Genomic DNA, 17496 nt, shown 5'->3' with positions numbered 1-17496 from the left:
GCTATCTAGCCTTTCCTTTAGTTTGTTTTTCGGATTTTATTTTTTCATCAGTTATCGCATGCCGATGATTACCTTATTCACAGGACCACTTGCTTTATTATATGATTTTTTTCTGTTTGGGATTTTTGCTTTTATCGCTGTATGCATCTGCAGTAATTTACTGGTTTTGGGATTCTATGATCCTTTATAAACGTGTACAGCTCATCGGTGTCTAAAGTGAATCAGGTTCAAATTTTAAAAAGGAGAGACACTGTGTAAAAAATGATATCAATGCCTAAATAAATGTTTTGATGAGTGGCATTCTTACTTATCATAAGAGGAGAAATTGAAGATAAATATGATGAAAGATGTATGAAATGAGAGAAAGCTGTCTATACAGCTGAACTGAGAAGAGCGTGTCTAATGAATCTCGCTCTCCTCAAGTTTTGTTTTATTCACCCTGATGTTTCTCAACTAATGTGAATGTCCAATCTTTTAACAAATGTTTTTGTACATACCTTTTTCCGTTTACTTCAATGTAAGGAAGGTCTTTCGTGTCTCCGGCTAACTGTTTTGCCTCTGCTGTCGTGATTCCTAAAAAATATCCAATGTAATAGTAAATATCTCGTTCTTTTATAAGCAAGGTATCACTTTTTTCATAAGCTTTTGGATGATTCATTTGCTTTAAACCTTCACCGATAAAATATCCAGCCAAAGCAATACCGATTCCTAAAAAAACGTCCATATGCATGCCTCCATTATGTCGATGTTAGGTTATACGAGCTGAGCATACGCCAGGTTTCATTTTTTAACCAAAAAACCGCCAGAATGTGCTCTGACGGTTTCTTTTAAGCCTTTTCTATCTGCACGCGGCCTGAAAAAAAGGTTGCGCCGCCGCCCATATCGGATAAGCGGTCTGGGGTAAGCGCGTTGACGAGTTGTTTTTTTCCCGGTTCATCCGCCCATAATCCTTGGCTGACTACGACACCTGGCAGCACTTGTTCTCCGACTGCAGCGGCCAGTTCACATTCTCCCCGGTTGTTCCAAATTCGTACAGGGTCTCCATCAACGATTCCGTATTTTTCAGCATCAGTTGTGTTAATAAAGAGCTTTGGCGTCTTTTCAAGCTTGATGTGCTTTGCATTGTTGGAAAACGTTGAGTTTAAGAAATTATGGTTTGGCCCCGGAACATACATAAACGGATGTTCGTCATCGCTTGCAAGAGACGTATGTGTCGGTAAAGCCGGGAAACCGTCTTGCACCATTTTTTCTGAATATAATTCTATTTTTCCGCTTGGAGTCGGAAGTTCGGATGGAAACAGCGGCTTTTCGCGTTTCGCTTTCATAAATGAATGCTTACTTAGTGAATCGTAATCAATCTCCGCCAAATACGGATTATCTGGATGGTCAAGCGCCTGACGGATTAATTCTTCATCTGAATCTTTGAGCTCCTGGTCTGTGAATCCCATTGCTTCAGCCAGTAATCGGAACACCTCAGTGTTTGATTTGCTTTCTCCATATCTCTCAATCACCGGCTGCTGAAGCTGAATGTAATGATGCCAGTAGGAAGTATAAAAATCAGTATTTTCAAAAGCTGATGTCGCAGGCAGTACAATGTCCGCATATGCAGCCGTTTCCGTCAAAAACAAATCATGAACCACAGTAAACAAGTCTTCCCGCAGCAAGCCCTGTCTGACTTTGTTCGCTTCCGGCGCGACAACGGCAGGATTCGTCCCGTAAATAAAAAGAGAGCGAATAGGCGGATCTGGTTCCAAAAGCACTTTGCCAAGCTGATTCATATTAAACGATCTCGGCGTGCGCCCTTTCAGTAAATCAGGCCGCTGCAAGGCATTCGTGTTATATTCTAAAATGCCGCTGTTATGTTTTATTGCGCCGCCCCCTGTGTGGAGCCATTGGCCGGTGATCGCCGGAAGACAGGCAATCGTCCGTACAATCATCCCGCCGTTATCATGATGCTGGAGTCCGTTTCCGATTCTGATAAAAGAAGGGGAGGTTTCGCCGTACATTCTTGACAGCTGGTATATATCGTCGATGCTGACACCGGTGATCAGCGATACCTTTTCCGGATCATACTGTTTTACGTGTTCACGGAGCTCTTCATAGCCGACCGTGTATTTAGACAGAAATGCTTCATCATGAAAATTCTCTTTAAATAAAATGTGCATAATGCCAAGGGCCAGTGCGCTGTCGGTTCCGGGTTTTATAGGAATAAACCAATCTGCGAGACGCCCTGTTTGATTTTTATGCACATCAATCACGACAATTTTGGCCCCTTGTTTTCGAGCTTTTTGGGCAATTGTGATTTGGTGCATGTTTGTGCTGACCGCGTTGATTCCCCAAAAAATAAATAGTTTCGTATGAATGGTTTCCTCGGGATCGGTTCCCGCACTTATACCCATTGTATATTTATAGCCCTCAGATCCCGCTTTGCTGCAAATCGTCCGTTCAAGCTGGCTTGAGCCCAGACGATAAAAGAAGCGGCGGTCCATTCCTTCAGCTGATAATTTGCCCATATTTCCGTAAAAGCTGTAAGGAAGTATGCTTTCAGCTCCCTCTTTATCAATCAGCTGTTTCCAGCGTGAGGTGATGGTATCGATCGCCTCCTCCCAAGAAATCGGTTCAAATGTTGCCCCGCCTTTCGCACCTGTTCGTTTGAGCGGTGTCGTCAGCCGCTTTTCATCATAGATGCGCTCCGTCATGTTTCGAACTTTGTTGCATATGTTTCCGGCGGTCACAGGATGATCGGGATCACCTTGCACTTTCACAATTTTTCCGTCTTTTTTATGTATTAACAATCCGCACTGATCCGGGCAGTCCAGCGAGCAAACCGATTTGAAAATGCCGTTTTGTTGTGTGGCGAAAGATTTCATGGCCCAGTTCCTCTCTTAGATATTTTGTAAGAATTATAACATTTTGGATGATAACGTCAATTCTGAAAAATGTGATTGACATCCAATCTGAGACTTCTTTATGATACACGAATACTTCATTCTGAAAATGACATACTCTACATTTTCTATCCAGAGAGGCGGAGGGACTGGCCCTATGAAACCTCGGTCACATTATTGTGCCAATTCCAGCAAGCGTCAGCTTGAAGGATAAGAAAGCAAGGTTTATACCGGCGTCTGACTGTAACAGGGCGTGCCTATATGAATCTCTTTCCATCTTCGGAAAGAGATTTTTTTATGGGGAGGATTGATGAAAAGGATGTTTTGGTTACAGTTCCGTACAACGAAGAAGGACGAAATGCATTCATATACCTGAGGAAAAAGCAGTACAGGAGGAAACGTCTCCTCAATATGCTTCTTAATCAGAAAGCACCCTGTTACAGGGGCGCTTTTCGTCATTTGTTCGGTAATGCAAGGATCTCCGATACGAAATGCTTCTGAATTGTCGAGAGAGATGTAGAACTTCACTGAAAAATATTAGACAACATGTTGACAATATACAGAGAAATGTTATGGTGTTAAAGACAATATAATGTCTTTTTAGGAGGGGCATCGTGGATTATTCTAAAGAATTGAAAGATTTATTTTTAATGCAGCAGTCTTACGCTACACTTTTTTCTGTTTTAAACAAAATTCAATCAAGCGGGGATGATTATTATGAGAGCTTAACGTCAAGACAATTTATGACGATGGTTGCCATCATGCATTTACCAGAAGAGGAAACGACATTCAACAACATTGCAAAAAAATTAGGCACTTCAAAACAAAACATCAACAGGCTTGTCAGCGGTATTGAAAAAAAAGGTTATGTCACCACTGTGCCAAGTAAACGCGACAAGCGAGCTGTTAATGTGAAGATTACCGATTCAGGAAAACGTGTCACAGAGGCATGCGGTGAAAAAGCGGTGTACTTTATGGCAGATCTATTTAAAGGGTTTTCTACAGAAGAGCTGGAAACATTATGGATTTTATTGAAGAAGCTATACAGTTTCGATGGAGAAGAACAGGATGGTTTTGAAGAAGACGTTGCTGATTTTGACATTGAACAAAACCGAGATCATTTGAAAACAAATTTATTGCAGGAATTCGCAAAACGGAGAAAGTAAAAAGGAGAAATGTATGAACAACGTGGCGGCAGTAAAAGAGTTGAAAATGCAGTATGGAAACAAAACGGCGGTAGATGGGATTTCGTTTGAAGTGAGAGAGGGGGAAGTTCTCGGCTTACTAGGTCCAAATGGTGCAGGAAAAAGCACTGCCATTCATATATTATCCGGGGTATTGTCGGCCAGTTCCGGAAACGTTACGATATTGGGCCATAATGTAAAAAAAAGGTCAAAGGAAATGAAGAAAGGCATCGGAATTGTTCCTCAAGATATCGCGATTTATGAGGAGATTTCCGCAGAGAAGAATGTTCGTTTTTTTGCGAGTCTTTATTCTCTTAAAGGAGAAGAACTGAAAGCCCGGGTAAAAGAGGCTTTGGAGCTCGTACAGCTATATGACCGGAAAGATGACAAGCCTAAGACGTTTTCGGGCGGGATGAAAAGAAGATTAAACATTGCGTGTGCCATTGCCCATCAGCCGAAATTGATTATCATGGATGAGCCCACCGTAGGAATCGATCCGCAATCCCGGCATCACATTTCAGAATCAATAAAAGAGCTGAGAACAAGAGGTGCGAGCATTATTTACTCGACACACTATATGGAAGAAGTCGAGGCCATTTCAGATCGCATTATCATCATGAATGAAGGGAAAATCATAGCCAATGGAACAAAAGAAGAGTTATACAGAGAAGTGAATAAAGAAATAATATATGCTTTTCAGCTGGCGCATGTTCAGCCATTAAATAAAAACTCAATTAGGGAAATCAAAGGAGTGACAGAAGTGGATTTCTCTGACCATCAACTAAAAGTGACCGTTCAGCAAAACCAGGATCACCTGAGTGAGATCATAGCAGAATTGAGTGCCCAAGGCTGTAGCATCCTAAGCATGAACAAACAAGAGGCATCGTTAGAAACAGTGTTTTTAGAGCTGACGGGAAGAAATTTAAGAGATTAGGTGAGCATAATGAGTTTGTTAAAATTGATAACATTCGATTTTATGAATATTGTAAGGAATCCGGTTCTTGTGATTGCCAATACGGCTTTTCCTTTCGTTCTTATTATGGTCATGGGCTTTGTGACGAAAAACAGCTTTGGAGCGGACGGTGTCAGTTCGTACGATTATTACGGAGTAAATATGGTGATTTTCGCCGCGGCTCTGATCGCGATGACGGCCTCTAATACGTTTATGGAGGAAAAGGTGAAGAAAGCGAATATACGCATTGTGTATGCTCCAGTTTCGACAACTAGTATTTATTTTTCTAAATTACTCTCAACCTGGATATTCAGTGTCATCGTGTACAGTGTGAATGTGTTGATTGCTCAAAAAATTTTCGATTTGAACTTTGGAGGACAGTACCTGTCGTATTTCATGCTCTTATTGTATGTATTTTTATTTTTTGGCTGCTGTTTTGGTACAATGTTTTGCTGTTTGTTCAAAAATGAAGAACAGGCGAACGGGATCATGCAAATTCCGATAGCTTTTTTTGTTTTCTTTGGCGGTGTATTTTTCGGGATTCACAGATTTGGAGATACAGTCAATAACATATCACTTTTTTCTCCGGTTAAATGGGTAACAGAATGTTCATTTCGCCTCATTTATGATCACGATTTCAGTATGCTGCTGCCTGTTTTGTCAGGATTATTATTTGCTTCAATCATTTGTATTGCCGTTTCGCATGTTGTATTTAAGCCGGAGGGATATGTATGCTGAGTTTATTTCAAAACAGGTGGGAGCGAATCCTCACCAAAAAAGCCATTATCATCCTTGCAGTGATCATCATCCCTCTGATGATTGGCGTTGCGATTATGTTTTCCGGTAAGCCGGTTTTCAAAGAAACAATCGCTTTTGTAACAGAGCAGGGCGACGTCCAGTATATGCCGAGTGATTCTGCATTTAGAGTGGTGGCGGTGCATCAGAAGCCGAAGTTTTCTGATCTGGTGTTAGGGAAATATGCGGCTATCGTTGAAAAAAATCAACGCGAATACAAAGTGACCACTTTGAAAAGCAAAGCGGATCAAAAAATGATTCAGCAATTTTTTGAGACTGGCAAAATGCCAGGCAGCTACCGGGGAGAGGATGATTTAAGGACTGAACGGGGAACAGGAACGAATATATTAGGCTTTACCGTAATGCTTGTCTTGATGCAAGGTGTGGCATTAGCTTCGTTATATCCAGAAGATCGGATGCTCAAAACCTTCAGAAGGATTTTAGTGTCTCCCGTACATGTGGGGAAATATTTGCTTGTTCAGTTTATCTTTACGTTTTTATGTTTATACATACCCACTTACTTGGCCATCGTGATTACAAATGTACTCTTTCATGCTGAAATTGGTTTCCGTTTGGATATTCTTGCTGGGTTACTGGGTATTCTTACAGTGCTTGCAACAGCATTCGCTATCTTTATGGCTTCAGTGATGGAGCGAAACATCAGTTTGATGGCAAGCGGTATCAGTGTGGTCACGTGTGTATTGTCAGGCTGTTTTATTTCGTTTGCTCCGCATCATCCATTATTGAATGGCCTTTGTGCGATACTGCCGCAAAAAGCGTATATGACTTTCATTCACGGGGTAGAAATGGGGCATACAGTGTGGGAATATAAAACTCTGGTTGTCTATATTTTGATGTGGTCAGCTGTGTTTTGTTTCCTTGGAGGTTTTATTACAAGAAAAAGGGTCAATAAAGGAATTTATGAATAGGGGAGAAAGAACAAGAGATGCATAGGAAGCTATGCATCTCTTGTTTTTTGTTAAAATCCGGAAGGTGGTGATCGAGAATTAAGGTGTCATAACTTGTGCAGGTCATGAATCGGACATTTTAAAGAGAAGAGAATGTACATACAGATCAAGAGAATGTTCGTTCATTCGCTTGATTTTAAAATAGAATATACATTTGTATCATAAGGGATTCCATTTTGATACATGTACTGTCTTAAGACGCCTTCTTTTTCGAATCCCATTTTTATGAGCAGCCGATTTGATGCTTCATTTTGGGTAAATACAACTGCGCTAATACGCGTCAGGCCAAGGCAAGCAAACCCGTAGGATACAGCCTCTGAAATGGCTTCTGATGCAAATCCGTTTCGCCAATGCGCCGGGATGATTTCATAACCGATCTCTGCACGCCTGTGCTTTATAGCCAAAGCGTGAAAGCCGATTGTTCCGATTAATTCTTTGGTGTCTCTTCTTTCCATTCCCCACCGTATACCGCGTTTTTCTTGATAAAGAGCGGCAAACGTTTGAACCATTGAAGTAGCCTCTTCTATAGATTCCATGTTTTCAAGTCCGTAATAGCGTGTCACTCCATGGTTTGAAAAACAAGCAAAAATAGCTTTTGCATCTTGATCTGTGATTTGCCTAAGTGTAAGCCGATCCGTTTCTAACACAGGAAACATTCAACCACTCCCCAAGTTTGTGTTTTTGTTTATCATATCCCTTTTATTTCCTCTTTTCTATAATGAATTCAAAACTGAGGAAGCAAAGGAATGAATTTGTCTTTTTAATTGCTCTTTGTTTTTGCTAAACTGTTTCAAACGATGGCCGTTCACGCCTGATGGATGGGAGAAGCCATGAAGGCAGAAAATAAAAAGTTCCGGAGGCTGTGCTGGGTGAGCAGTAAGTCAATCGGACTTTGTAAGAGAAGGAGGAAGAGTATGGAGTTTCTCTGTGAACGCTTCTAAGCAGCTGCGGTTTACAATCATGTGTAAGCCTCCTCAAAAAAATGATATCCCATTGTCCATTCTGATCGTAACAACGGGATACCATTCATCTTTATCTGTTATTAAAATGTCGTGCCTGCCACACCTCTTTGACTGCTTGAGGAACTTCTTTCACTTCAGCTGCTGTCTGCTGAAAGGCGTTTTTTTTCATTTGGACATCCTGCTGAATCTTCTTTTGTTTTTGTGTCAGCAGCTGCGCCTCGATTTTTAATCCATTGACTTGTCTTTGCATAGCGTGCGTAACAGAGGTGAGCTCCTTTAGTGCAGGATCTATTTTTTTCTTGTTTTGAATCACATTAATCCCTAAGAAAATGATAGAAATAGCTAATACTGCGAGACTGATATAAACAATAACCATATGTTCACTCCTTTTCTTATGTCATTACCCTAATTTCGCTTTTTTAATCAAAAGACATCATATTTGCTCAGTACGTTTGATTTGCGTATTGGATCTTTTGTACTTATAATGTGGTATCGTACATATGTAAACAAAGAAAGGGTGCTTCAATTGCAAAGTTTACAAAATAAAACTGCTCTTATCACGGGCGGAGGCAGAGGAATCGGCCGCGCTACAGCTCTTGCGCTTGCGAAAGAAGGCGTGAATATCGGGTTAATCGGCCGGACTGCCGAAAATGTTGAAAAAGTGGCAGAAGAAGTAAAAGAGCTTGGTGTAAAAGCTGCATTTGCCGCTGCGGATGTAAAAGATGCAGAGCAGGTTAGCCATGCTGTAGCTCAAGTGAAGGAACAGCTCGGTGATATCGATATCCTCATTAATAACGCCGGAATCAGCAAATTTGGCGGCTTCTTAGATCTGTCAGCTGATGAGTGGGAAAATATTATACAAGTCAACCTGATGGGTGTGTACCATGTCACTCGCGCGGTGCTTCCGGAAATGATCGAACGCAAAGCCGGAGACATCATTAATATTTCGTCTACAGCGGGCCAAAGAGGAGCAGCTGTGACAAGTGCTTACAGCGCTTCTAAATTTGCGGTTCTCGGATTAACAGAGTCTCTTATGCAAGAAGTGAGAAAGCATAATATCAGAGTGAGCGCGTTAACACCAAGCACTGTCGCTAGTGATATGTCTATTGAATTGAATTTAACAGACGGTAATCCTGAAAAGGTGATGCAGCCAGAGGATCTTGCTGAATACATGGTGGCACAATTGAAATTAGATCCGCGAATTTTTATTAAAACAGCAGGATTATGGTCAACTAATCCGTAAAAATGTGAAGCTTGTCTTTCGACAGGCTTTTTTTGTTTGATATCATCCGCGTTAATAAATGGTTAACAGCAAAATCGTTTTATTCATTTTAATTTGATGATAACAGTGAAAATCTGTTATAATAGAACTAAAAAAACTATGTACTAAATATTCATATAAATTTGTTAGTCCGCTCCACTTATAAACACTATATATAAGATTTCTGCAATATCAGTCTTTAATATAAAGAAGGAAAACAAAAGAATAAATTGAATATTTAGTACATCGTATTTTCAGTGACAGAAGAAGGGAGTGCCTATGATGAAAGAGGAAAAAAGGAGCTCAACTGGCTTTTTAGTCAAACAGCGCGCATTTTTGAAACTATATATGATCACAATGACAGAGCAAGAGAGACTTTACGGCTTAAAGCTGCTTGAAGTGCTTCGGTCTGAATTTAAAGAGATTGGTTTTAAGCCAAATCATACAGAAGTTTACCGGTCTTTGCACGAGCTTCTTGATGACGGGATATTAAAGCAGATCAAAGTAAAAAAAGAAGGGGCTAAGCTCCAAGAAGTCGTCCTCTATCAATTTAAAGATTACGAAGCTGCCAAACTATATAAAAAACAGCTGAAGGTTGAGCTGGATCGCTGTAAAAAATTGATTGAAAAAGCGCTCTCAGATAACTTTTAAGATAAACAAACACCCGGCTAAGCAGTGTCCATTGGGTGTTTTTGCTTTACAGTATACATATTTGTCGAAAGGAAACAATACAAATCAATGATGACCTTCTTACTTGACAACATTTCCTCACGTGGTAACATTTTAAACGTGTGAAAATGCGAACAAAAAAGCGAACAAAGGAGATGTTACCGATCTTTGATCAAAAAAAAGTAGCCTTTATAGGAGCAGGATCTATGGCGGAAGGAATGATATCAGGTATCGTTCGTGCCAACAAAATCCCGAAACAGAACATCTGCGTTACAAACCGCAGCAATACAGAGCGATTAGCTGAACTTGAACTTCAATATGGAATCAAAGGCGCTGCACCGAATGAATTATGTATTGAAGACATGGATGTGCTCGTGTTGGCAATGAAGCCAAAAGACGCCGAAAGCGCTCTGTCATCACTAAAATCACGTATTCAACCCCATCAATTAATATTGTCGGTCCTTGCCGGCATAACCACCTCTTTTATTGAACAATCATTGCTTAATCAACAGCCGGTTGTCAGAGTGATGCCCAATACATCCAGTATGATCGGCGCTTCTGCAACGGCCCTTGCGCTTGGCGAGCATGTGACAGGAGACCTGAAAATTCTGGCCGAATCATTGCTCGGATGCATGGGTGAAGTCTATACAATCGAAGAAGATCAAATGGACATATTCACCGGAATTGCCGGCAGCGGACCCGCGTATTTTTATTATTTAATGGAATTCATTGAGAAGACAGGCGAGGAAGCGGGCCTTGATAAACAGTTGTCGCGAAGCATCGGCGCACAGACGCTTTTGGGTGCCGCAAAAATGCTCATGGAAACAGGAGAACAGCCTGAGGTCTTAAGAGACAATATCACGTCGCCGAACGGAACGACAGCTGCCGGGCTGCAAGCCTTGAAACAGAGCGGCGGCGGAGAAGCGATTTCTCAAGCGATTAAACATGCGGCTGAGCGATCAAAGGAAATCAGCGACAATATCGAAAAAACAGCGGCCCCGCTGTCAGGAGTGGTAAAGTGACGGCAGATATAAACATGAAAAGAGTCGTTGTGAAGATTGGAAGCAGTTCATTAACAAGTCTTCATGGAGAAATCAGCATTCGGAAATTAGAAGCATTGGTCGACCAGGTCGTCAAATTAAAAGACGCCGGCTATGAAGTCATTTTGGTTTCGTCAGGAGCAGTGGCGGCGGGATATCGAAAACTCGGATTTATCCAAAGACCCGAGAAGCTTCCCGAAAAACAAGCATCGGCTTCAATCGGGCAGGGCCTGCTGATGGAAGCATATTCAAAGCTGTTTTTGGCGCATGGTTATGTTGCATCCCAAATTTTAATTACGAGAAGCGATTTTTCTGATGAATATCGATATAATAATGTCCGGAATACAATGAATGTACTGCTTGAACGCGGCATCATCCCGATTATAAACGAAAATGATACAGTTACCGTCAATCGGCTCAAGTTTGGCGACAATGATACGCTTGCAGCAAAAGTCGCGGGATTAATCGATGCGAATATGCTTGTGATTTTATCAGATATCGACGGATTATATGACGGCAATCCGCGCACAAATCCAGAAGCGAAAAGGATGAAGCTGGTGAATGAGATAACGCCCGATATCGAAGCATGCGCAGGTGACACTGGAAGCGACGTCGGTACCGGCGGCATGCGCTCCAAGCTTGATGCGTTTAAAATTGTAATGGCATCCGGCATTAAAGGATTTCTTGGTCAGGCAGATGCTGATGATATTTTATATCAAGCCGTTCATGAAGAGGCGGAAGGCACCTATTTTGAAGCTGAGGGAACGCTTCCGTTGAATCGTAAGGAGCAGTGGATCGCTTTTAATTCCGGTCCTGAAGGTGAAATGATTTTATCAGATGATTATTCACGAAAAATAACAAACGGGCAATCGAGTTTATATCTGGACGGTGTACAGGAGATTAAAGGAAAATTCAAAAACGGATCAGTTGTCAGGCTGATGGATTCGCAAGGGGCAGAAATCGGGCTCGGAATCGTCAATTATTCTTCTGTACAGCTTCAAGAACCCGACAAGAAAAAAGAGCTGATGAACAAAGCGGTCATTGATCAGGAAGCATTTGTGTGCCATGTTGATTTATCTTTACCTGTCTATTAATTAAAAACATTTACCAAAGCAAAAAAACCCGAAGCTTCTTTATCGAAGCTCGGGTTGATTTTTTATTGATACTGCTCCAGCTTAGAGAAGAATTGAATAACAAACTCATAAAAGTCATTCGCAGACGGCGCAAGTTCTCTGTTTTTCGGTTTAATAATTCCGACAGTCCGTTTCACTTGAGGGAACTCAATTGGAATCTTCACAGTAAAACGAGGTGTCGTTTCAGCAAATGTGCTTTCCGGCAGGAGAGTAACGCCCATTCCAGCGGAAACCAATCCCTTGATGGCATCCAAATCCTCACCCTCCGTAGAAACAAGAGGAGCAAAGCCGGCTTGTTTGCAAGCATCAATCGCCATTTTTCTAAGCACAAATCCTTCCGGGAACAATACAAATTGGTCGTTTCGTAAATCGATTAACTGAACCGTTTTTTGTTTGGCAAGCGGATGATTTAATGGAACAAGCGCGTAAATTTTTTCTGTGAATAAAATGTTTCCTGTTATGTCAGGAAAATTCGTCGGCACCGGCCCTAATAAGGCCAAATCAATATCGCGGTTTCTGACAGCTTCAATCAGAAACTTATAGGAGCCTTGGCGCAGCAAAAATTCGACGTGCGGATATTCTTCTTTAAATGCTGAAATGACAGTCGGCAAAAGCTGGCTTGCGAGGCTTGTAGGAAAACCAATCTTTACCGTTCCGCGATGCGGGTCGAGATACTCATCAATTTGTTCTTTCGCATATTCGATGGCTTTCATCGCCGTTTTCACATGAATCAAAAATTCTTTCCCGATTGGCGTGAGTTTGATATTTCTCCCTTCACGCTCAAATAAAGTCACATTTAATTCTTCTTCAAGATTTGCAATTTGTCTGCTGATTGCTGATTGGGCCACATGCAAATGATCGGCGGCTTCTGAAACGTGTTCTCTTTCAGCCACCTCCGTAAAATAACGCAGTTGGCGCAGCTCCATGTTTATCTCACATCCATCTATCTCATTTTGAGATTCTTTTGATCTAAATTATATATTGTTTATATCGTTTTGAAAACCTACAATGATTATAGAGTGTTAGATTTTATGACCGGTATTATCGGAAATTGATCGGGGGAGAGGAATTATGACGTACAATCAAATGCCGAAAGCTCAAGGTCTCTACCGTCCTGAATTTGAACATGATGCATGCGGAATCGGACTATACGCGCACTTAAAGGGCAAAGCGACTCATGACATCGTCAAACAAGGGCTTAAGATGCTTTGTCAGCTAGACCACAGAGGAGGCCAAGGCAGTGATCCGGATACAGGAGACGGTGCCGGCTTACTGGTTCAAATCCCTGATGCTTTCTTTAGAAAAGAGTGCAAAGACATCAATCTGCCGGAAAAAGGGCGTTACGGGGTAGGAATGGTCTTTTTCTCACAGAAGGAAGAAGAAAGAAAAAAAATCGAAAAGCAGATCAATGCACTGATTGAACAAGAAGGCCAAGCCGTTCTTGGATGGAGAACTGTACCTGTAAATGTCGGAAAAATCGGAACAGTAGCGCAAAAAAGCTGTCCGTTTGTCCGTCAGGTATTTATCGGTGCAAGTTCTGATCTGAAGGATAACTTGTCTTTTGAACGAAAATTGTATGTCATTCGTAAACAGGCTGAAAACTGGGGAATAACGGAAGGTCTTGATTTTTATTTTGCCAGTCTTTCAAGCCAGACCATTGTTTACAAAGGCCTTTTAACACCTGAACAAGTTGATGCGTTTTATTCTGATTTGCAAGATGAAGCGTTCGTTTCTGCTTTTTCGCTTGTTCATTCACGCTTCAGCACCAACACATTCCCTACATGGGAAAGAGCGCATCCAAACCGCTATCTGGTTCACAACGGTGAAATCAACACCCTTCGCGGAAACATCAACTGGATGCGAGCGCGTGAGCAGCAATTTGTGTCTGAAAACTTTGGAGAGGACTTGAACAAGATTCTGCCGATTTTGAATGCTGACGGCAGTGACTCTTCCATTTTGGATAACGCATTTGAATTTTTTGTGATGGCTGGACGCAAACCGGCGCATACAGCAATGATGCTCATTCCTGAGCCGTGGACGGAAAATACGCATATGTCTAAGGAAAAAAGAGCGTTTTATGAATACCATAGTTCTTTGATGGAGCCTTGGGACGGACCGACAGCCATTTCATTTACTGACGGTAAACAAATCGGTGCGGTCCTTGACCGGAATGGTCTCCGTCCGGCGCGTTATTATGTAACCAAAGATGATTATATTATTTTCTCATCTGAAGTAGGCGTTATTGAAGTAGAACAGGAAAACGTTTTATATAAAAATCGCCTTGAACCTGGAAAAATGCTTTTAATCGACCTGGAAGAAGGCCGTATTATCTCTGATGAAGAAGTCAAAACAGAAATTGCAACTGAGTACCCGTACCAAAAGTGGCTTGAAGAAGAGCTTGTCCAAGTGAACCCTGATCCGGAAACAAGAGAGGAAGAACAGTTTACAGATCTTCTTACTCGTCAGAAGGCATTCGGATACACATATGAAGATATCCAAAAATATTTAATTCCTGTCATTAAAGAAGGCAAAGATCCTCTCGGTTCAATGGGGAATGACTCGCCGCTTGCTGTCCTGTCAGACCGCGCGCAATCACTGTTTAACTACTTTAAGCAGCTGTTTGCACAAGTAACGAACCCGCCAATCGACGCGATTCGTGAGCAGCTTGTAACTTCTACAATGACTTGGCTCGGCGCAGAAGGCGATCTTCTTCACCCGAGTGAACGAAACGTTCGCCGGATTAAATTGTATACACCTGTTTTATCTAATGAACAATTTTACGCATTGAAAACGATCGTTCATCCTGATTTAAAAAGCCAAAAAATCGACGTGCTGTTTTCAGAGGATCTTGAACGCGGATTAAAGGACATGTTCACACAGGCTGAGAAAGCTATCAGCCAAGGCGTAAGTCTATTAATTTTATCAGATAAAAAGATGAACGAACGCCTGACACCCATTCCGCCGCTTCTGGCAGTCAGCGCGCTGCATCAGCATTTAATCCGCAAAGGGCTGCGTACGAAAGTCAGCATTATTGTGGAATCAGGAGAAGCGCGTGAAGTGCATCACTTCGCATCACTAATCGGTTATGGTGCGGATGCGATAAACCCTTATCTCGCTTATGCGACCTACAAGCAGGAAATTGATGAAGGCCGTTTGGATATCAGCTATGAAGAAGCGGTCAGCAAATATGGAAAAAGCATTACTGAAGGTGTCGTCAAAGTCATGTCCAAGATGGGGATTTCAACTGTACAAAGCTACAGAGGCGCCCAAATCTTTGAGGCGGTAGGTATCAGCCATGATGTGATTGACCGCTATTTCACAGGAACAGCATCACAGCTCGGCGGCATCGACTTGAAAACAATTGCCGAAGAGGCGCAGCGCCGCCACCGGGAAGCGTATCAGGATGATTACAGCAATACGCTTGAACCGGGAAGTGACTTCCAATGGAGAAACGGCGGAGAGCATCACGCGTTTAACCCGAAAACGATTCACACCTTACAATGGGCGTGCCGCAGAAATGATTACAATTTGTTTAAGCAGTATACAAAAGCGGCAGATGAAGAACGCATCGGATTTTTACGGAACTTGTTCGCATTTGGGGGAAACGGCAAGCCGCTGAAATTGGAGGAAGTCGAATCCGCTGAATCGATTGTCAAACGCTTTAAAACGGGTGCGATGTCATTTGGATCCTTGAGTAAGGAAGCGCACGAAGCTTTAGCGATCGCAATGAACCGTCTTGGCGGAAAAAGCAACAGCGGTGAAGGCGGAGAAGATCCAAAACGTTTTGTTCCAGATGAAAACGGCGATGACAGAAGAAGCGCGATCAAACAAATTGCATCCGGACGTTTCGGTGTCAAGAGTCATTACCTTGTCAATGCAGATGAGCTGCAAATTAAAATGGCGCAGGGTGCTAAACCGGGTGAAGGCGGACAGCTGCCTGGCAACAAGGTCTATCCTTGGGTTGCCGATGTCCGCGGGTCAACGCCTGGTGTCGGATTAATCTCACCTCCGCCGCACCATGACATTTATTCGATTGAGGATTTAGCCCAGTTGATTCACGATTTGAAAAATGCCAACCGAGACGCAAGAATCAGCGTGAAGCTGGTATCAAAGGCAGGCGTAGGGACAATCGCTGCAGGTGTCGCCAAAGCGACTGCCGATGTCATTGTAATCAGCGGTTACGACGGTGGTACAGGCGCCTCTCCGAAAACCAGTATTAAACATACAGGGCTTCCGTGGGAGCTTGGCCTCGCAGAAGCACATCAAACATTAATGCTGAACGGACTTCGTGAACGTGTTGTATTAGAAACAGACGGAAAGCTCATGACGGGCCGTGATGTTATTATGGCTGCTTTGCTTGGTGCCGAAGAATTCGGTTTCGCAACGGCTCCGTTAGTTGTACTCGGTTGTGTCATGATGCGTGCCTGCCACTTGGATACATGTCCTGTCGGGGTAGCGACACAAAATCCAGAACTTCGTAAAAAGTTCATGGGAGATCCTGATCATATTGTGAACTATATGCTGTTCATTGCTGAAGAAGTTCGTGAGTATATGGCTGCGTTAGGCTTCAAGACATTTGATGAAATGATTGGCCGCACTGACGTACTCAATGTGAGTGAACGGGCGAAGAGGCATTGGAAGGCAAGCCAACTTGATTTGTCTACCCTGCTTTATCAGCCTGAAGGCGTACGGACGTTCCAATCGCCGCAAAATCATAAAATTGATGAATCACTAGATATTACAGCGATTCTCCCGGCCGTCCAAGAAGCTATCGAGTCTGGAAAAGAAGCGGATGTTTCTCTCGAAATTAACAATACAAACCGTGTAGCCGGAACGATCACAGGCAGTGAAATTTCGAAACGTTATGGAGAAGAAGGGCTTCGGGAAGATACGATCAAGCTGCAGTTTACCGGATCAGCCGGACAAAGCTTTGGAGCCTTTGTTCCTAAAGGGATGACGCTTTATTTGGACGGAGACTCAAATGATTATGTCGGAAAAGGGCTTTCTGGCGGAAAAATCATCGTCAAGTCACCGGAAGAATTCAATTCCGCGTCAGATGACAATGTCATTATCGGCAACGTGGCGTTCTACGGCGCGACAAGCGGGGAAGCTTATATTAACGGACGTGCTGGTGAACGCTTTGCTGTTCGGAACAGCGGTGTGAACGTGGTTGTAGAAGGTATCGGCGATCATGGCTGTGAATACATGACTGGCGGCAGTGTTGTCGTTCTCGGTGATGTAGGCAAAAACTTCGCGGCAGGTATGTCCGGCGGAATCGCTTATGTATTGGCCGAAGATGCAAAAGCGTTTAAACGCAAATGCAACCTCGAGATGATTTTATTTGAATCATTAGTGAATGAGAAAGAAATCCAGCAAGTCAAAGCAATGCTTGAAAAACATACTGCTTATACAAACAGCAAAAAAGCGGCAGACCTGTTAGACCAATGGGAAGACAGCGTGAACAAATTCGTCAAAGTCATTCCGAAAAACTATAAACAAATGCTCGCAAGCATCGAAGAGCAAAAAGCTGCAGGTTTATCAGATGAAGAAGCTGTCATGTATGCATTTGAAGCCAACACGAAACCAAAGCAGAATACAGCGTCAGCGGGACAAAAACAAGCGGTAGTACAGTAAGAAAGGGGAG

General features: G+C 42.5%; 14 protein-coding genes, 2 pseudogenes and 1 riboswitch. Of the genes and pseudogenes, 10 read left to right on the top strand and 6 right to left on the bottom strand.

Annotation, left to right across the window (positions count from 1 at the left end):
- Window positions 1-430 precede the first annotated feature (430 nt).
- Complete coding sequence (locus tag ABZM97_RS10460; RefSeq protein ID WP_087991892.1) at window positions 431-724, bottom strand: hypothetical protein; 294 nt, start codon at window positions 722-724, stop codon at window positions 431-433.
- 103 nt (window positions 725-827) lie between these two features.
- Entirely contained in the window at window positions 828-2870 is a 2043-nt protein-coding gene (locus ABZM97_RS10455) for a molybdopterin oxidoreductase family protein (protein WP_367386828.1), read from the bottom strand.
- A 143-nt stretch (window positions 2871-3013) separates the two neighbouring features.
- Window positions 3014-3105, top strand: a riboswitch (SAM riboswitch).
- 136 nt (window positions 3106-3241) lie between these two features.
- Here ABZM97_RS10455 and ABZM97_RS10450 point away from each other — a divergent pair.
- The 5 genes and pseudogenes from ABZM97_RS10450 to ABZM97_RS10430 form a co-directional block, all read left to right on the top strand.
- Window positions 3242-3310, top strand: a pseudogene (locus ABZM97_RS10450) (hypothetical protein); the annotation flags it as partial.
- Window positions 3311-3502: 192 nt separating this feature from the next.
- Window positions 3503-4054: a MarR family winged helix-turn-helix transcriptional regulator gene (locus ABZM97_RS10445; protein ID WP_087991894.1), complete on the top strand. Its 552-nt coding sequence runs from the start codon at window positions 3503-3505 to the stop codon at window positions 4052-4054.
- A gap of 13 nt (window positions 4055-4067) precedes the next feature.
- A complete protein-coding gene (locus tag ABZM97_RS10440; RefSeq protein ID WP_367386827.1) occupies window positions 4068-5006 on the top strand; it encodes an ATP-binding cassette domain-containing protein in 939 nt (312 codons plus the stop codon).
- 9 nt (window positions 5007-5015) lie between these two features.
- Window positions 5016-5762, top strand: coding sequence for an ABC transporter permease (locus ABZM97_RS10435; protein ID WP_253268366.1), 747 nt, complete (start codon window positions 5016-5018; stop codon window positions 5760-5762).
- Window positions 5756-6748 carry an ABC transporter permease gene (locus tag ABZM97_RS10430; RefSeq protein ID WP_087991897.1) on the top strand — a complete coding sequence of 331 codons (993 nt, stop codon included), beginning with the start codon at window positions 5756-5758 and terminating at the stop codon, window positions 6746-6748. Before ABZM97_RS10435 ends, ABZM97_RS10430 begins: the two co-directional genes overlap by 7 nt.
- Window positions 6749-6909: 161 nt before the next feature.
- Here the strand turns inward: ABZM97_RS10430 and ABZM97_RS10425 are convergent, their stop codons facing one another.
- The 3 genes and pseudogenes from ABZM97_RS10425 to ABZM97_RS10415 form a co-directional block, all read right to left on the bottom strand.
- The gene (locus tag ABZM97_RS10425) at window positions 6910-7443 is read right to left on the bottom strand and encodes a GNAT family N-acetyltransferase (protein WP_253268364.1); all 534 of its coding nucleotides are present in this window, start codon (window positions 7441-7443) and stop codon (window positions 6910-6912) included.
- 43 nt (window positions 7444-7486) lie between these two features.
- A pseudogene (locus ABZM97_RS10420) lies at window positions 7487-7632 on the bottom strand (hypothetical protein); the annotation flags it as partial.
- A 187-nt stretch (window positions 7633-7819) separates the two neighbouring features.
- Window positions 7820-8125: a DUF948 domain-containing protein gene (locus ABZM97_RS10415; RefSeq protein WP_087991898.1), complete on the bottom strand. Its 306-nt coding sequence runs from the start codon at window positions 8123-8125 to the stop codon at window positions 7820-7822.
- A gap of 150 nt (window positions 8126-8275) precedes the next feature.
- Here ABZM97_RS10415 and ABZM97_RS10410 point away from each other — a divergent pair, with 150 nt between their 5' ends.
- The 4 genes from ABZM97_RS10410 (at window position 8276) to proB (ending at window position 11813) form a co-directional block, all read left to right on the top strand.
- On the top strand, window positions 8276-8992 hold the full coding sequence (locus tag ABZM97_RS10410) for a 3-ketoacyl-ACP reductase (protein ID WP_087991899.1): 717 nt from the start codon (window positions 8276-8278) through the stop codon (window positions 8990-8992).
- Between the two features lie 300 nt (window positions 8993-9292).
- Window positions 9293-9661, top strand: coding sequence for a replication termination protein (gene rtp, locus ABZM97_RS10405; protein WP_003220337.1), 369 nt, complete (start codon window positions 9293-9295; stop codon window positions 9659-9661).
- Window positions 9662-9807: 146 nt separating this feature from the next.
- Window positions 9808-10701, top strand: a complete 894-nt coding sequence (proC, locus tag ABZM97_RS10400) for a pyrroline-5-carboxylate reductase (protein ID WP_253268363.1) — start codon at window positions 9808-9810, stop codon at window positions 10699-10701.
- Complete coding sequence (proB, locus tag ABZM97_RS10395) at window positions 10698-11813, top strand: glutamate 5-kinase (protein ID WP_087991901.1); 1116 nt, start codon at window positions 10698-10700, stop codon at window positions 11811-11813. Before proC ends, proB begins: the two co-directional genes overlap by 4 nt.
- A 62-nt stretch (window positions 11814-11875) precedes the next feature.
- Here the strand turns inward: proB and gltC are convergent, their stop codons facing one another.
- On the bottom strand, window positions 11876-12778 hold the full coding sequence (gltC, locus tag ABZM97_RS10390) for a glutamate biosynthesis transcriptional regulator GltC (protein ID WP_087991902.1): 903 nt from the start codon (window positions 12776-12778) through the stop codon (window positions 11876-11878).
- Window positions 12779-12923: 145 nt separating this feature from the next.
- Here gltC and gltB point away from each other — a divergent pair, with 145 nt between their 5' ends.
- Window positions 12924-17486, top strand: a complete 4563-nt coding sequence (gene gltB / locus ABZM97_RS10385; RefSeq protein WP_087991903.1) for a glutamate synthase large subunit — start codon at window positions 12924-12926, stop codon at window positions 17484-17486.
- Window positions 17487-17496: the final 10 nt, after the last annotated feature.

The organism is Bacillus vallismortis, assembly GCF_040784915.1.
Classification (GTDB): Bacteria; Bacillota; Bacilli; order Bacillales; family Bacillaceae; genus Bacillus; species Bacillus subtilis_G.
The sequence above is the reverse complement of the archived record's forward strand: the minus strand, read 5'-3'. Positions and strand labels throughout refer to the sequence as shown.

Coding starts and splice junctions, on each gene's coding strand:
- ABZM97_RS10415 (WP_087991898.1), bottom strand. CDS start 8,125: ATGGTTATTGTTTATATCAGTCTCGCAGTATTAGCTATTTCTATCATT.
- rtp (WP_003220337.1), top strand. CDS start 9,293: ATGAAAGAGGAAAAAAGGAGCTCAACTGGCTTTTTAGTCAAACAGCGC.
- gltB (WP_087991903.1), top strand. CDS start 12,924: ATGACGTACAATCAAATGCCGAAAGCTCAAGGTCTCTACCGTCCTGAA.
- ABZM97_RS10430 (WP_087991897.1), top strand. CDS start 5,756: ATGCTGAGTTTATTTCAAAACAGGTGGGAGCGAATCCTCACCAAAAAA.
- ABZM97_RS10425 (WP_253268364.1), bottom strand. CDS start 7,443: ATGTTTCCTGTGTTAGAAACGGATCGGCTTACACTTAGGCAAATCACA.
- ABZM97_RS10455 (WP_367386828.1), bottom strand. CDS start 2,870: ATGAAATCTTTCGCCACACAACAAAACGGCATTTTCAAATCGGTTTGC.
- ABZM97_RS10440 (WP_367386827.1), top strand. CDS start 4,068: ATGAACAACGTGGCGGCAGTAAAAGAGTTGAAAATGCAGTATGGAAAC.
- proC (WP_253268363.1), top strand. CDS start 9,808: ATGCGAACAAAAAAGCGAACAAAGGAGATGTTACCGATCTTTGATCAA.
- gltC (WP_087991902.1), bottom strand. CDS start 12,778: ATGGAGCTGCGCCAACTGCGTTATTTTACGGAGGTGGCTGAAAGAGAA.
- ABZM97_RS10460 (WP_087991892.1), bottom strand. CDS start 724: ATGGACGTTTTTTTAGGAATCGGTATTGCTTTGGCTGGATATTTTATC.
- ABZM97_RS10435 (WP_253268366.1), top strand. CDS start 5,016: ATGAGTTTGTTAAAATTGATAACATTCGATTTTATGAATATTGTAAGG.